Consider the following 15781-nt stretch of genomic DNA (forward strand, 5'->3'; position numbering starts at 1 on the left):
GACGTGCATTGCATGCATTACGTGCATTACGTACCCGCAGCCGCGCTGGCTTGCGAATCCTTTAGCGCAGCCGCACGAGCGTGGACTTCAGCTCGGTGTACTTCTCCAGTGCGTGCAACGACTTGTCACGGCCGTTGCCCGATTCCTTGAAACCGCCGAACGGGAAGTTCATGTCTCCCCCTTCGTCGTAGCAGTTGACCCACACGGTGCCCGCGCGCAGACGGCGCGCGATGTCGTGCGCGTGCGTGAGGTTGGCCGTCCAGACCGCAGCGGCGAGACCGTAGTCGGTATCGTTGGCGATGCGGACCGCTTCGTCGATCGTACTGAACGTAATGACCGACAGCACCGGTCCAAAAATCTCTTCGCGCGCGATCTTCGAATCGTGGTGCGTATCGAACACGGTCGGCTGGATATAGAAGCCGCCGCTCGACTCGTTCACGCGCTCGCCGCCCAGCAGCAGCTTCGACTCCTTGCGGCCTGCCTCGATATAGCCCAGCACGCGCTCGAGCTGGATCTTGTCGACAATCGCGCCCATCGATGTTTTCGGGTCGAGCGGATTGCCCGGCACGTATTGGCGCGCAGCCTCGACGAGCTTCGCGAGAAACACGTCCTTGATGTCGCGATGCACAAGCAGGCGCGAACCGGCCGTGCACATCTCGCCCATGTTGTAGAAGATCGCACTGGCTGCGGCGTTCGCGGCGCGGTCGAGATCCGGGCAGTCAGGCAGCACGATGTTCGGCGACTTGCCGCCCAGTTCGAGCCACACGCGCTTGAGATTCGACTGGCCTGCGTACTGCATGATCTGCTTGCCCACACCCGTCGAACCCGTGAACGCGAGGCAGTCCACGTCGCGATGCAGCGCCAGCAGCTTGCCCGGCTCTCCGCCGCCCGGCAGCACGTTGAACACACCTGCCGGAATGCCCGCCTCATGCGCGAGTTGCGCAACGCGAATGGCCGTGAGCGGCGATTTCTCCGAAGGCTTGAGCACCACGCTGTTGCCCGCCGCGAGCGCCGGGCCGAACTTCCACGACGCCATCAGAATCGGGAAGTTCCAGGGCACGACGGCAGCGACCACGCCGATCGGCTCGCGCGTGACGAGGCCCACGAGATGGTGGTCGGCGGGCGCGACTTCGCCGCCGATCTTGTCGATCGCTTCCGCGAACCATTGGACGCAATAGGCCGCGCCCGGCACGTCGACTGTCGTTGTGTCGCCAATGGGTTTGCCCGCGTCGAGCGTTTCGAGCAGCGCGAGTTCGTCGCGATGCTCGCGCATGAGCGCGGCCCAGCGCAGCAGAACCGCCTTGCGCGCACGCGGATTCAGGCCCGCCCACACCTGCGCGTCGAACGCGCGGCGCGCCGCGGCAACGGCCGCATCCACATCGGCGGCCCCGCAATCCGCGACGCTTGCGAGCACGCGCGAATCGATCGGGCTCACGCAGTCGAAGGTACGGCCCGAGTAAGCGTCACGATATGCGCCGTCGATAAATGCGCGGCCTTCGATCGACAGGGTTGCAGCCTTGTCCTGCCAGTAAGCGAGTGTTTTCTTTTCCATCAGGATGCCTCAATGTTGTGCGATTTACCGTGCGTGCCGCGTACAGCGCGGCTGACGGCCGTTGGTTCGCGCGATCAGAAAGTGGGCGGCGAATTTGCCGACACCACCTCGCAGATGTCGTTCGCGCTGGGATTGCGAAAACGGTGCGGCAGGCGGCTCTCGAAGTAGTAGCTGTCGCCGGGGTCGAGCAGCCAGGTCGTGCCGTCCACGCTCAGTTCGAGCTGGCCGGACACCACGACGCCGCCTTCATGGCCCGCATGGGCGAGCATTTCGGCGCCGGTATCCGCGAGCGGCTGGTACACCTCGCGCATGATGCCCATGTTGCGGTCTTTCACGTTCGCGCCCGCGAGATAGAACTCGATGGACGCCGTGCCGAGATTCGGCATCTCGCCGCGCCGCGACACCACGCTGCTGCCTTCGCTCAGGTCGAAGGTGAAGAACTCCGCGAGACTCATGGGAATGCATTCGAGCAGCTTCTTGAGCGACCCGACCGACGGGCTGACCCGGCTTTGCTCGATCAGCGAGATCGCACCATTGGTAACGCCCGCGCGCTTTGCAAGCTCACGCTGGGACAGGCCGTACCGCTTGCGCACGTAGCGCAACCGGACAGCGACTTCGGTGGACGACGAAACAGATTCGGACACGTTCAGGAACCGTAGACAAAAGAGCACGCACGCGCGTGAGACCCAGCGGACGTGTTGAATATTCTAATCAGTTGGGGTTTTTTTCAGTCAGTAGAAACCCCTGTATGGCGCGCATCGCCGCAAAATCGGGCCATACGTCCCCCGCGCAAGCCCGTTCCGGCGGAAACTCGGGAAAGTGCTGACCCCGAAAACGTTAAAAAATAATTGACGCCTATTTTGGCTCGTATATCCTGAATCACAGGTCGGCATGATGAAGTTCCCGCTGCTACGCTGCAGTGCCGCATATGAGTAGCGATGCGAAGGACTTCGGAAGACGACCGCGTTCCAGTTGATGCAACGTTGGCCGTATGCGCGTTCGCAGCGGGAATGAACCCATGTTCAACGTCACCCAGTCGAGTGCAATTGTGAGAGTCCGTGGCCCTCTGGTCCGATGGCATCAAAGTCCTGCGAGGTGTCTTCGCAGCGACTGTGCCGCCATCGCCGATGGCAGTAGCGGCAGGCTTGCCTCTCGCCTGCTTTTATCCGCCATCACGATACTTTCGCGCCGGTCGGTCCGGCGCCGTAATGCCATCTCCGCGCGCGCGTTCATCGCCGTCCATACGGACGAAGTCGCGTCGCTGCTGCCCTAGCGCCTCTCCTTCCTGCGCTGTTCGCCGTTTCTGTCGTCTTTCGCCCGTGAGGCCAGTCGCCTCGCCAATGCGAAATGACTGCGCGCGTCCAACCACGGTTGCGCCGCACATCGGCAGGAAACGAACCGCCTACATGATCTCTACGCGCAGCGCCATGCGTTAGCCAGGCGCTTGCTGCAATCCAGGGTTGCGGCCCCGCTTCTTGCGGGGCTGCAAGGTCATGTCACACCCGCTGCATTTCCCGCAATTCATGAATTGCGCATATCGGCGGACCAAGGAAGCAGAACTTTAGCCATGCGAATGAAACCTCTGGTCGGCGTCACTGCCGATCGAAACATGACAGGCGCACATGCGTCGCACGTCACCGGCGAGAAGTACATCACCGCCGCCGTGGACGGCGCGGGCGCACTCGCGCTCGTGGTGCCCGCACTCGGCGCGCATCAGGCCGCCGCCGATCTGCTCGACGCCGTCGACGGGCTGCTCTTCACGGGCAGCTACTCGAACGTCGAACCGCATCATTACGGCGGTGCGCAGAGCGAGCCGGGCACGCTGCACGACCCGCACCGCGATGCAACCACGCTGCCGCTCATGCGCGCCGCCATCGAGGCCGGCGTGCCGGTCCTCGCGATCTGCCGCGGCTTTCAGGAAATGAACGTCGTGTACGGCGGCACGCTGCATCAACACGTGCACGCCGTGGAAGGCTTCGACGATCACCGTGAAAACAAGGCCGATTCGCTCGATGAGCAATATGGCCCGGCGCATCAGATCGCGCTCGTCGACGGCGGCCTGCTGCAACGTATCGCGCATGGCGCACGCGAGGCGCGCGTGAACTCGTTGCATGGGCAAGGAATCGACCGGATCGGCGCCGGGCTCGTGGCCGAAGCCCATGCGCCGGACGGGCTCATCGAGGCCGTGAGCGTCGCCAATGCACGCACTTTCGCGCTGGGCGTGCAGTGGCACCCCGAGTGGAAGCATGCGCAAAACGCCCTGTCCACCGCGATATTCCGTGCGTTCGGCGAAGCCTGCCGGGCACGCATGCTGGCCCGAATACCGGGCGGGGCCGCGAGTCCTGGCGCTGAAGCGCCTCGCACCGTCCACGCCTGAAGCCGGCCCGAACACGATAGAGAGAACCATCATGCAAGAGATCGACGAGTTTCTGAAAAAGCATCACATCACCGAAATCGAAGCCATCATCCCCGATATGGCAGGCATTGCGCGCGGCAAGATCATTCCGCGCAGCAAGTTCGAATCCGGCGAATCCATGCGGCTGCCGCAAGCCGTGATGATCCAGACCGTGACCGGCGAATACCCGGAAGACGGCAGCCTCACCGGCGTCACCGACCCGGACATGGTCTGCGTGCCGGATTCCTCGACGATCCGCATCATTCCGTGGGCCGTCGATCCGACCGCGCAGGTGATTCACGATTGCGTCCACTTCGACGGCACGCCCGTCGAAATCTCGCCGCGCCGCGTGCTGCGCCGCGTGCTCGAACTCTATGAGGCGAAAGGCTGGAAGCCTGTTATCGCGCCGGAACTGGAGTTCTACCTCGTCGACATGAACAAGGATCCGGATATCCCGCTCGCGCCGCCCATCGGCCGTACGGGACGTCCGGAAACGGGCCGCCAGGCTTACTCGATCGAGGCCGTCAACGAGTTCGACCCGCTCTTCGAAGACATCTACGAGTACTGCGATATCCAGGATCTCGAAGTCGACACGCTGATTCACGAAGTCGGCGCCGCGCAGATGGAAATCAACTTCCTGCACGGCGATCCGCTCAATCTTGCCGACCGCGTATTCCTGTTCAAGCGCACGGTGCGCGAAGCGGCGCTGCGCCACCACATGTACGCCACCTTCATGGCGAAGCCGATGGAGAACGAGCCGGGCTCGGCCATGCACGTGCACCAGAGCCTCGTGAGCGCCGAAAGCGGCCAGAACCTGTTCACGGGTCAGGACGGCAAGCCCACCGACATGTTCTACGCGTACATCGCGGGCCTGCAGAAATACACGCCCGCACTGATGCCGATCTTCGCGCCGTACATCAATTCGTACCGCCGCCTGTCGCGCTTCATGGCCGCGCCGATCAACGTTGCATGGGGCTACGACAACCGCACGGTGGGCTTTCGCGTGCCGTACTCGTCGCCCGCCGCGCGCCGCGTCGAGAACCGCATTCCGGGCGTGGATACGAACCCGTACCTCGCGATTGCCGCGACGCTCGCCGCGGGCTACCTCGGCCTCACGCAACATCTGAAGCCGACCGAGCCGCTCGTGAGCGACGGCTACGCGCTGCCGTACCAGCTTCCGCGCAATCTCGAAGAGGGCCTCACGTTGATGAGCGCATGCGAACCGCTGAAAGACATCCTCGGCGAGAAATTCGTGCGCGCCTATCTGGCGTTGAAGGAAACCGAATATGAAGCGTATTTCCGCGTGATCAGTTCGTGGGAACGCAAACATCTGCTGTTGCACGTGTAACCGCAAGGAGACAAACAATGAGCTACCGAATCGATGCGCCCGCAAGCGCCATCCAACCCGCCCCGACGATGCTGCACGCGCAGGCCGCGCGCTCCACGAGCGAGTACCGCGCTCTCGACGCCGCGCATCACATCCATCCCTTCTCGGACATGGGCTCGCTGAACGCGCACGGCAGCCGCGTGATCGTGAAAGCGAAGGGCGTGTATCTGTGGGACTCGGAGGGCAACAAGATCATCGACGGCATGGCCGGTCTGTGGTGCGTGAACGTGGGCTATGGCCGCAAGGAACTGGCCGACGCCGCTTACCGGCAGATGCAGGAACTGCCGTACTACAACACCTTCTTCAAGACGACGCACCCGCCGGTCATCGAACTTTCGGCGCTGCTCGCCGAACTGTCGCCCGAGCCGTTCAATCACTTCTTCTATTGCAACAGCGGCTCCGAAGGCAACGACACGGTGCTGCGCATCGTGCATCAATACTGGCTCACGCAGGGCAAGCCGTCGAAGAAGGTCGTCATCTCGCGCAAGAACGGCTATCACGGTTCGACCATCGCGGGCGGCACGCTCGGCGGCATGGGCTACATGCACGACCAGATGCCGTCGAAGGTCGAGAACATCGTTCACATCGACCAGCCGTATTTCTTCGGCGAGGCCGAAGGCGACATGACGCCGGAAGCGTTCGGCCTCGCACGCGCACAGCAGCTCGAAGCGAAGATCCTCGAAGTCGGTGCGGAGAATGTCGCCGCATTCATCGGCGAGCCGTTCCAGGGCGCAGGCGGCGTGATCTTCCCGCCCGCAACCTACTGGCCGGAAATCCAGCGCATCTGCCGCAAGTACGACATTCTGCTCTGCGCGGACGAAGTGATCGGCGGCTTCGGCCGCACGGGCGAATGGTTCGCGCATCAGCACTTCGGCTTCGAGCCGGACCTGATCACGATGGCCAAGGGCCTCACGAGCGGCTATGTGCCGATGGGCGCGGTGGGTCTGCACGACCGCGTGGCGAAGGCGATCATCGAGAACGGCGACTTCAACCACGGCCTCACCTATTCGGGTCACCCGGTGGCGGCAGCCGTCGCCGTCGCGAACCTCAAGCTGCTGCGCGACGACGGCATCGTCGCGCGCGTGAAGGCGGACACCGGCCCGTATTTCCAGCAACGTCTGCGCGAGACGCTCGGCAAGCATCCGATCGTGGGCGACATCTCGGGCGTCGGCCTCGTCGCCGGCATCCAGCTCGCCCAGGATCCGAAGTCGCGCAAGCGCTTTGCCAACGGCGGCGACGTCGGCACGCTGTGCCGCGACTTCTGCTTCAACGGCAACCTGATCATGCGCGCCACCGGCGACCGCATGCTGCTTTCGCCGCCGCTCGTGATCACGCGCGCCGAGATCGATGAAATCGTGTCGAAGGCGAAGGCCGCCATCGACGCAACCGCGCAACAACTGGGACTTATGTAACGCCACTTGTCTTTGACCGGCGGCGTGCCGCGGGGCGCAGGCGTCGCCGGTCAACCTTCACTTCAGGGGATACCAAAATGAGTGTTAGTCATCTTCGTCATGCGGTCGCGGCTGCCGCCCTCGCTCTGTGCGCGGGCCTCACGGCTACTTCGAGCCAGCCGGCGCGCGCAGCGGACGACGTATTGAACGTCTATAACTGGTCCGACTACATTGCGAAGGACACGATTCCGGGCTTTGAAAAGCAAAGCGGAATCAAGGTGAAGTACGACAACTACGACAGCGACGACACGCTGCAGGCCAAGCTGCTCGCAGGCAGCTCGGGCTACGACATCGTTGTGCCGACATCGAACTACATGGCCAAGCAGATTCAGGCCGGCGTGTACCAGAAGCTCGACAAGGCCAAGATCCCGAACCTCGCGAACCTCGATCCGGTGCTCATGCACATGATCGCGGACGCCGATCCGGGCAACCAGTACGGCGTGCCCTGGGCCTTCGGCACCGACGGCATCGGCTACAACGTCGAGGCCGTCAAGAAGGCGCTCGGCGACAACGCGCCGGCCGATAGCTGGGCGCTCGTGTTCGATCCGCAAAATCTCTCGAAGCTCAAGGGCTGCGGCGTGTCGTTCCTCGATCAGGCCGTGGACGTGTTCGCCGCCACGCTGCAGTACATGCACAAGGACCCGAACAGCACGAATCCCGCCGATTATCAGGCCGCCTTTGAAGTGCTGAAGAAAGTCCGCCCGTACATCACCCAGTTCAACTCGTCGGGCTACATCAACGACCTCGTCAACAACGACGTCTGCGTCGCGGTGGCCTGGTCGGGCGACGTCGGCATCGCGCACCGCCGCGCCGAGGAAGCCAAACGTTCGTATCACCTCAAATTCTCGAACCCGAAGGAAGGCGGTCTGCTGTGGTTCGACGTGATGGTCGTGCCGAAGGATGCGCCGCACCCCGAAGCCGCGATGAAGTGGATCAACTACATCGAAGATGCGAAGGTCAATTCGCAGATCACGAACGAAGTGTTCTATCCGACCGCGAACAAGGCCGCTCACCAGTTCGTGACGCCGGCGGTCGTGCAGGACACGACGGTGTATCCGCCGGAAGATGTCCTGAAGAAGATGACGCTGATGAAGCCGATGCCCGCCGATATCCTGCGTCTGGAAAACCGTCTCTGGGCGCAGCTCAAGACGGGCCACTGATGCCCTGAAAGCCCCTGAAGAAAACATGAAGGAGACACTGCGGAAGAGGGATCGCTCGACCCCTCCCCGCCTGAAGCCTGAAGTCTGAAGTCCGGTTGTGCCGCGCCGTATTCCGTGACGGCGCGCACGGCATCCCCCGAGCCTCGTTCGCAGTACTGATATCCGCGAGTCGCGTCATGCGCCCCGTGCGGGACCGCTCGCGCCTGCGATCAGAAAGGAACTACAAGGTTACATCATGAATTCGACGTCAACAGTCAGCGCCAATGCGGCCGCGCGTGCATCGGGCGCCGCGGCTATCCCCAACGACGCCTTCGTGCGAATCGAAAACGTCGTCAAGAAATTCGGCGACAGCACCGCCGTGGATCATGTCAGCCTGAACATCGCCAAGAACGAACTCTTCGCGTTGCTCGGCAGTTCGGGCTGCGGCAAGTCCACGCTGCTGCGCATGCTCGCCGGGCTCGAAACCGCCACGTCGGGCCGCATCTTCGTCGACGGCGAAGACCTCGCGACGCTGCCGCCGTATCGTCGCCCCGTCAACATGATGTTCCAGTCGTATGCGCTCTTTCCGCACATGAGCGTCGAATCGAACGTCGCATTCGGCCTCAAGCAGGAAGGCGTGCCGAAGAACGAGATCCGCGAGCGCGTGGCCGACGCGCTGAATCTCGTGCAGATGAGCCGATATGCCAGGCGCAAGCCGCACCAGCTTTCCGGCGGCCAGCAGCAGCGCGTGGCGCTCGCGCGCTCGCTCGTGAAGCGTCCAAAGCTGCTGCTGCTCGACGAGCCGATGTCCGCGCTCGACAAAAAGATTCGCCAGAAAACCCAGCTCGAACTCGTGAACATCATCGAGAAGGTCGGCGTGACATGCGTGATGGTCACGCACGATCAGGAAGAAGCGATGACGATGGCCAACCGGCTCGCCGTCATGAGCGAAGGCCGCATCGTGCAGATCGGCTCGCCGAGCCAGGTCTACGAATTCCCCAACAGCCGCTTTTCCGCCGAGTTCATCGGCTCGACCAACCTCTTCGAAGGCAACGTGGTCGAAGACGAACCCGATCACATCTTCGTCGAAAGCGAGGATCTGGAAACGCGCATGTACGTGAGCCACGGCGTCACCGGCCCGCTCGGCATGCCCGTGGGCATCTCCGTGCGCCCCGAGCGCGTGCGCGTCACGCGCGAAAAGCCTGCCTCGCAGCACAACTGGGCGCGCGGCGTCGTCACGAACGTCGCGTACATGGGCAGCTACTCGCTCTATCACGTGCGCCTGCCGGGCGGCAAGGTGGTCGTCTCGAACCTCTCCAGTTCGCACCTCACGAGCGACGATGCGCCCGTCTGGAACGACGACGTCTATGTGTCCTGGTCGCCCGCCAGCGGCGTTGTGCTCACGCAATGAGGAGGATGCCAACATGAATACGTCTCTTCCCACTGCCAACGCGCAGGCCACGGCCGGGCGCAGCGGCGCGCCGCGCGCGGCGCTCGCGCGCTTTCTCTCGCGCCTTTTCTCACGCTTTGTGCCCTCGGGCCGCACCGCCGTGATCGGCATCCCGTTCCTGTGGCTGACGCTCTTCTTCGCCCTGCCCTTCGTGCTGGTGCTGAAGATCAGCTTCGCCGACCAGATCATGGGCATTCCGCCCTACACGAACCTCATCGAGATCAAAGACGGCGTCGTGCATTTCGCCATGCAGCTCTCGCATTACGCGTTCCTGCTGCAAGACGATCTGTACATCGCCACTTACATCAGCTCGCTCAAGATGGCTGCGGTCTCAACCATCTTCTGCCTGTTGATCGGCTTTCCGATCGCGTATTACATCGCGCGCTCGAATCCGGCCACGCGCAACCTGCTGATGATGGGCGTGATGCTGCCGTTCTGGACGTCGTTCCTGATCCGCGTCTACGCATGGATCGGCATTCTCAAGGATGACGGCCTGCTCAATCACGCGCTCATGGCCATCGGCCTGATTCATTCGCCGCTGCGCCTCTATCACAGCGACGCGGGCGTTTATATCGGCATGGTGTATTCGTATCTGCCGTTCATGGTCATGCCGCTCTACGCACACCTCGTCAAGATGGACCTCACGCTGCTCGAGGCCGCCTACGACCTCGGCGCGAAGCCGTGGGTCGCGTTCACGCAGATCACGCTGCCGCTTTCGAAGAACGGGATCATCGCGGGCAGCCTGCTCGTGTTCATCCCGGCAGTGGGCGAGTACGTGATTCCCGAACTGCTCGGCGGCGCCGACACGCTTATGATCGGCCGCGTCATGTGGGACGAGTTCTTCAACAACATGGACTGGCCGATGGCGTCCGCAGTGACCGTTGCGATGGTCGTGCTGCTGCTCGTGCCGATGGCGGTCTTTCAGTATTACCAGGTCAAGGAACTGGAGGAAGCCAAATGATCAAGCCCAACCGCGCCCTCTCGGCCAGCGTGCTCGCAGCCGGCTTCCTGTTTCTCTACATCCCGATCATCAGCCTCATCGTCTACTCGTTCAACGAGTCGAAGCTCGTGACCGTCTGGTCGGGATTCTCGCTGAAGTGGTACAGCGCGCTGCTGCGAGACGAAGAACTGCTCAGTGCTGCGTGGCTTTCGCTGAAGATCGGCCTGATGACCGCCTTCGCTTCGGTTGCGATCGGCACCTGGGCGGGTTATGTGCTCGCGCGCATGGGCCGCTTCAAGGGCTTCACGCTCTACACGGGCATGATCAACGCGCCGCTCGTGATTCCCGAAGTGATCCAGGGCATCTCGCTCTTGCTGCTGTTCGTTGCGCTCGAACAGATGCTCGGCTGGCCGAAAGGCCGCGGCATACTGACGATCTGGATCGGCCACGTCATGCTCTGCGTCTCGTACGTCGCCATCATCGTGCAGTCGCGCGTGAAAGAGATGAATCGCTCGCTCGAAGAAGCCGCGCTCGACCTCGGCGCGACGCCGCTCAAGGTGTTCTTCGTCATCACGCTGCCGCTCATCTCGCAGGCCCTGCTTTCCGGCTGGCTGCTCTCGTTCACGCTCTCGATCGACGACCTCGTGCTCTCCGCGTTCCTCTCGGGACCCGGCTCGACCACGCTGCCGCTCGTCGTGTTCTCGCGCGTGCGCCTCGGCCTCAATCCCGAGATGAACGCGCTCGCCACGCTCTTCATTACCGCCGTGACGATAGGGGTAATCCTCGTGAATCAGTTGATGATGGCCCGCGAGAAAAAGCGCCTGCGCGACATGCAAATGGCCTTCGTGCAGCCGGATCCCGCAGAAGGCCAGAAGCCCGCAGCGCCCACGGGCGCCGTGGGCCAGCCGATCGGCCGCCGGGCGGCCTGAATGGCCTGGGTTGCCTGTGTTGCCTGAGCGGCACACATGAAGTATCCGGGGAGCACAACGCAGCAATACAACCTGAAGCACAACGCGAAGCGAGAGCGCGGTAACCGTGCGGATCGATGTGCGGCTCGTGGGGACGAGCCGCACATCGACGGGGTATGCAGGCTAAACGCCGATGTCTTTGAAAAAACGACCCACAAGGAGAATCCTGATGAGGAAGAAATTAATCTGTTTGCTCGTGGCCGGCGCCCTGCCGGGTCTGGCCACGGCGGACGCGACCAGCGACCAGCTCAAGGCCCTGCAGGCGCAGTTGAACGCCCTGCAAAAAGAGGTGAAATCGCTCAAGTCCGAACTGGCCGCTTCGAAAAACGCGAAGGCCTCGAAGACCACGACCGCGACGGCTGCCGGTGCAGCCCCGGCCGTCGCAGCGGCGCCCGCGCCGTTGGTGGATGTGTCGTCGCCCGACTATGGCAAGGCGCCGGCGCGTCTGACCAACGACGAAGTCGAAGCGATGAAGCAGCAGATCGCCAATCAGCAGCTGAAGGTGGATTCGCTGAGCGATGCGGCAAATACGGGCCCGCTCGCCGGACTTTCGGTTACGGGCTACATCGACCCGACCTATATCTATAATCGCGCGCCGGGCACGTCGTCGTTCCTGTTCGCGAACCGCTCGGCCCAGTACAACTACTTCAACAGCACGTTCGGCGACATCTACCTCGACATCAAGAAGACCTTCGGTGTCGGGCCGATGGCGCCGTCCGCCGAAATCACGCTCATGCCGAGCCGCGGCAACGGCATCACGCTGCTCGCCGACGAGCGCGGCAGCATCACCGGCAACATCCTGAACACGGCCGTCATCACCGTGCCGGTGACGGCCACCGGAACCTTCGTCGCGGGCCTGATGCCGAGCTTCGGCGGCTACGAGGTGCAGCAGTCCAACCTGATGCTGACGCTTACGCACAACCTGCTCTACGACTTCTCGGATCCGGGCAGCTACGTGGGCCTGGGCTGGAACTGGACGCCCAGCGGCAGCAAGTGGGCGTGGAAGTTCATGATCGCCAACGAGCAGTACCGCACGAATGGCGCGGTCACGCAGACCGGCTCGAACTCGCTGCCCTTCCCGCTCACCCAGGACCCGATCACGAGGAGCAACAGAATCCCGACGTTCACCGCGCGTGCCGACTACACCTGGTCCAGCGCACTGGATATCGGTGGTTCGTTCAATATCGGACGCCAGACGCTGGGAGCCGGCACCAATCCGTTTACGGGCAACCAGGGCTTTGGCCCGGGTGCGAATGCAACGACTTCGGGCGGCTACTTCTTCTTCGGCGAACTGGATGCGACCTACACGCTCGCGGATCTGCAGTACAACGCCGAACTCGACTACGGCCAGCAGCAGCACGCGGCGTTCAACGGCGGCAACGCGCAGTGGTACGGTTTCTCGCTGCTCGCGCACCGCAAGTTCAGCATGCCGGGGCTGGGCCGCATGGGTGCGACCGTACGCTACGACCTGCTCGCCAACAGCAAGAACGGTGGCGGCGGCGGCGGCATCGTGCTCAACGGGAACGGCATGGACGTGAACAACGGCTTCGGCGTGGGCGCGGACTGCCTCGTGAACTCCGTGAACAATGGCCGCGCCGGTCTGGAGTGCAAGGGCGCAACGCGCCAGGACGTGGCACTCGATCTGCTGTTCTTCCCGACACAGCAGATCACGGTCAAGGTCGAGTATCGCCACGACTGGGCCACGCAGCGGGTGTTCCTGCGCAGCGACGGGTCGTACAGCAAGAACAACGACCTGATCGGCACGCAGCTCATCTACTCGTTCTGACGAGGCCGTGGCGGACGGCGGCTGGTGCGGCGCCGTCCGCTTTTCATTTCGACATTCACCCATGCTCAAATTCGCCAATCAGCCTCACGCCGAATCCTGGTACGCGGCCACCGCCAACGACGCCACCCGCCATCCCGTCCTGGAAGGCACGATCGACGCCGATGTCTGCGTGATCGGCGCCGGACTCACCGGCGTTTCGGCGGCGCTCAATCTCGCCGAACGCGGCCATCGCGTGGCGCTCGTCGAGGCATCGAAGGTCGGATGGGCCGCGAGCGGACGCAACGGGGGGCAGCTGATCGGCGGCTTCGCCTGCGACATCGACACGTTCGCGGCCTTCATGTCCGAGGACGAAATCAGGCAGATCTGGGCCATGGGCCTTGAAACGCTCGACATCGTGAAATCGCGCGTGGCGAAGCACAAAATCGATTGCGCGCTCACGCAAGGTTATTTCACCGCCGCCAACAAGCCGCGCGATATCGATTCCCTCAAGCGCTGGCGCGACGAAGCCGCCACGCGCTTCGGCTACGACAAATTCCGCTATGTCGACGCGCAAGGCGTCGGCCAGTACGCACAGTCGTCGCGCTATCCGGGCGGTCTCTACGATCCCGATAGCGGCCACCTGCACCCGCTCAACTACACGCTGGGCCTCGCGCGCGCCGCCGTGGAAGCCGGCGTGCGCGTATTCGAAGACAGCGCCGTGACGCGCGTTCGCGACGAGAACGGCGGCCATGTCGTCGATACCGCGCGCGGCACGGTGCGCGCGAAGTTCGTTGTGCTCGCATGCAATACCTGGCTCGGCGCGCTCGCGCCCGAACTCTCGCGCAAGATCATGCCGGTCGGCACCTACGTCATTGCAACCGAGCCGCTCGGCAAGGAACGCATGGCCGCGCTCATGCCCGCGCAAGCGGCCGTGTGCGACAGCCGCTTCGTGCTCGACTACTTCCGGCCCGCGCCCGACACGCGTCTCCTCTGGGGCGGCAAGGTGAGCTACTCGACATTCGCGCCGCCCAATCTCGGCGAAGCCATGCGGCGCGACATGCTGAAGACTTTTCCGCAACTCGCCGACATGAAAGTCGATTACGCGTGGGGCGGTTACGTCGACATCACCATGAATCGCGCACCGCATTTTGGCCGGCTCAAGCCGACCGTCTATTTCGCCCAGGGCTTTTCGGGGCACGGCGTCAACACGACAGGGCTCGCCGGCAAGCTGATCGCCGAGGCCATCGACGGCCAGGCCGCGCGCTTCGACCTGTTCGGCAAGATCCGTCACCGCGATTTTCCCGGCGGTGCCGCGCTGCGCACCCCTGCCCTCGTACTCGCCATGGCCTGGTATCGAATGAAGGATCTGCTCTGATGACTGCACGCCTCGACGCCCACGCTCACGCCCTCGGCCGCAACTCGTATTACGAGGCTTCGGTCGCGCGTCCCGCCAACGACGCCCCCGTGCTCGAAGGCACGCTCGATGCCGATGTCTGTGTGATCGGCGCGGGCTTTGCCGGCTTGTCGGCCGCACTCGAATGCCGCGCACGCGGCTTGTCGGTGATCGTGCTCGACGCGCACCGGCCCGGCTGGGGCGCATCGGGACGCAACGGCGGGCAAACGCTCGTCGGTTTTGCAAAGGACGAAGTGCTCGAAAAGCAGCTCGGCGCGCAAGGCGTGCGCGCGGCATGGGCGCTATCGGTCGAAGGCATCGCGCTCGTGCGCGAGCGCATCGCGCACTATGGAATCGACTGCGATTTCACGGCGGGCTACGTTACGGTCGCGACGAAGGCCAAGCGCGTGCCCGATCTGCGCGCATGGATGGACGCCGCGCGCACGCGCTGGGGCTATGACCGGCTCGAATGGCTCGATACCGCAGCGACGCGCGCGCGTGTCGCTTCGGAGCGTTATCTTGCAGGCGTGTTCGATCCCGTCTCCGGCCATCTGCATCCGCTCAAATACTGCCTCGGTCTCGCCGACGCCGCGCGCCGCGAAGGCGCGCAACTCTTTGCGCATTCGCGCGCGCTGAAGGTCGTGCGCGGCGTGCGTCCGGTCGTGAAGACCGCGCGCGGCGAAGTGCGATGCCGCTTCGTCGTGGCGTGCTGCAATGCCGTGCCGGGCGGCGTGCTGCCCGAGAGCGTCGCCGCACGTATAGCGCCGATTGCGTCGTACATCATCGCGACCGAACCGCTCGGCCGCGCACGCGCCGATGCGCTGATTCCCGGGCGCGCCGCCATCTGCGACAACAATTTCTTCCTCGATTACTTTCGCCTGAGCGCCGACGACCGCCTGCTGTTCGGCGGGAGGGCGAATTCGGCAGGGGCTGCGCCTGCAGAGCTAACCGAGGCGATGAAAAAACGCATGGTCGATGTGTTCCCGCAACTCGCGGGCACACGCGTGGATTATGCGTGGGGCGGTTTCGTCGACGTCACGCGCAACCGCGCGCCGGACTTCGGCGCGATCGATCCGAATTATTACTACGTGCAGGGCTTTTCGGGGCATGGCGTTGCACTGACCGGCATTGCCGGTCGCTCCGTTGCGCAGGCGATTGCGGGCGAAAGCGCGGCGTTCGATCTGTTCGCGCGGCTGCGGCATGCGCGCTTTCCCGGCGGACCCGCGTGGCGGCGGCCCGCGCTCGAAATCGGCATGCTGTATCACCGGGTGATGGAGATGCTTTGATGTTGTGCGTTGTGCGGCGTCCCGGATTGCCCGACGCCGTGATCGGATAACCGCT

The 15781-nt window shown here is 63.6% G+C and carries 13 protein-coding genes; 11 read left to right on the top strand and 2 right to left on the bottom strand.

Annotated elements, in window-relative coordinates:
* Positions 1 to 61: 61 nt before the first annotated feature.
* Complete coding sequence (locus EPN59_RS12880; protein ID WP_293034680.1) at positions 62 to 1552, bottom strand: aldehyde dehydrogenase; 1491 nt, start codon at positions 1550 to 1552, stop codon at positions 62 to 64.
* Between the two features lie 74 nt (positions 1553 to 1626).
* Positions 1627 to 2196: a cupin domain-containing protein gene (locus EPN59_RS12885; protein ID WP_293034682.1), complete on the bottom strand. Its 570-nt coding sequence runs from the start codon at positions 2194 to 2196 to the stop codon at positions 1627 to 1629.
* Between the two features lie 404 nt (positions 2197 to 2600).
* On the opposite strand from EPN59_RS12885, the gene EPN59_RS12890 reads away from it, so the two are divergent.
* The 11 genes from EPN59_RS12890 to EPN59_RS12940 all read left to right on the top strand — a co-directional run bounded on the left by EPN59_RS12890 (position 2601) and on the right by EPN59_RS12940 (position 15726).
* Positions 2601 to 2825 carry a hypothetical protein gene (locus tag EPN59_RS12890; RefSeq protein ID WP_293034701.1) on the top strand — a complete coding sequence of 75 codons (225 nt, stop codon included), beginning with the start codon at positions 2601 to 2603 and terminating at the stop codon, positions 2823 to 2825.
* A gap of 294 nt (positions 2826 to 3119) precedes the next feature.
* On the top strand, positions 3120 to 3929 hold the full coding sequence (locus tag EPN59_RS12895) for a gamma-glutamyl-gamma-aminobutyrate hydrolase family protein (RefSeq protein ID WP_293034684.1): 810 nt from the start codon (positions 3120 to 3122) through the stop codon (positions 3927 to 3929).
* Between the two features lie 31 nt (positions 3930 to 3960).
* A complete protein-coding gene (locus tag EPN59_RS12900) occupies positions 3961 to 5295 on the top strand; it encodes a glutamine synthetase family protein (protein WP_293034685.1) in 1335 nt (444 codons plus the stop codon).
* Between the two features lie 17 nt (positions 5296 to 5312).
* On the top strand, positions 5313 to 6746 hold the full coding sequence (locus tag EPN59_RS12905; protein WP_293034687.1) for an aspartate aminotransferase family protein: 1434 nt from the start codon (positions 5313 to 5315) through the stop codon (positions 6744 to 6746).
* Positions 6747 to 6823: 77 nt separating this feature from the next.
* Positions 6824 to 7945 (top strand): polyamine ABC transporter substrate-binding protein, encoded by a 1122-nt coding sequence (locus EPN59_RS12910; RefSeq protein WP_293034689.1) that lies wholly within the window; start codon positions 6824 to 6826, stop codon positions 7943 to 7945.
* 235 nt (positions 7946 to 8180) lie between these two features.
* A complete protein-coding gene (gene potA, locus EPN59_RS12915; protein ID WP_293034691.1) occupies positions 8181 to 9335 on the top strand; it encodes a polyamine ABC transporter ATP-binding protein in 1155 nt (384 codons plus the stop codon).
* 13 nt (positions 9336 to 9348) lie between these two features.
* Positions 9349 to 10335 carry an ABC transporter permease subunit gene (locus EPN59_RS12920; protein WP_293034693.1) on the top strand — a complete coding sequence of 329 codons (987 nt, stop codon included), beginning with the start codon at positions 9349 to 9351 and terminating at the stop codon, positions 10333 to 10335.
* Positions 10332 to 11243 carry an ABC transporter permease subunit gene (locus EPN59_RS12925; RefSeq protein WP_293034695.1) on the top strand — a complete coding sequence of 304 codons (912 nt, stop codon included), beginning with the start codon at positions 10332 to 10334 and terminating at the stop codon, positions 11241 to 11243. Before EPN59_RS12920 ends, EPN59_RS12925 begins: the two co-directional genes overlap by 4 nt.
* Positions 11244 to 11451: 208 nt before the next feature.
* Entirely contained in the window at positions 11452 to 13068 is a 1617-nt protein-coding gene (locus EPN59_RS12930) for a DUF3138 family protein (protein ID WP_293034697.1), read from the top strand.
* Between the two features lie 61 nt (positions 13069 to 13129).
* Positions 13130 to 14422 (top strand): FAD-binding oxidoreductase, encoded by a 1293-nt coding sequence (locus EPN59_RS12935; RefSeq protein ID WP_293046131.1) that lies wholly within the window; start codon positions 13130 to 13132, stop codon positions 14420 to 14422.
* Positions 14422 to 15726 (top strand): FAD-binding oxidoreductase, encoded by a 1305-nt coding sequence (locus EPN59_RS12940; protein WP_293046134.1) that lies wholly within the window; start codon positions 14422 to 14424, stop codon positions 15724 to 15726. The genes EPN59_RS12935 and EPN59_RS12940 overlap by 1 nt, the downstream gene beginning before the upstream one ends.
* The last annotated feature ends 55 nt before the right edge of the window (positions 15727 to 15781 follow it).

The sequence above is a fragment of the Paraburkholderia sp. genome, from assembly GCF_004298475.1.
In the GTDB taxonomy this organism is placed as follows: Bacteria; Pseudomonadota; Gammaproteobacteria; order Burkholderiales; family Burkholderiaceae; genus Paraburkholderia; species Paraburkholderia denitrificans.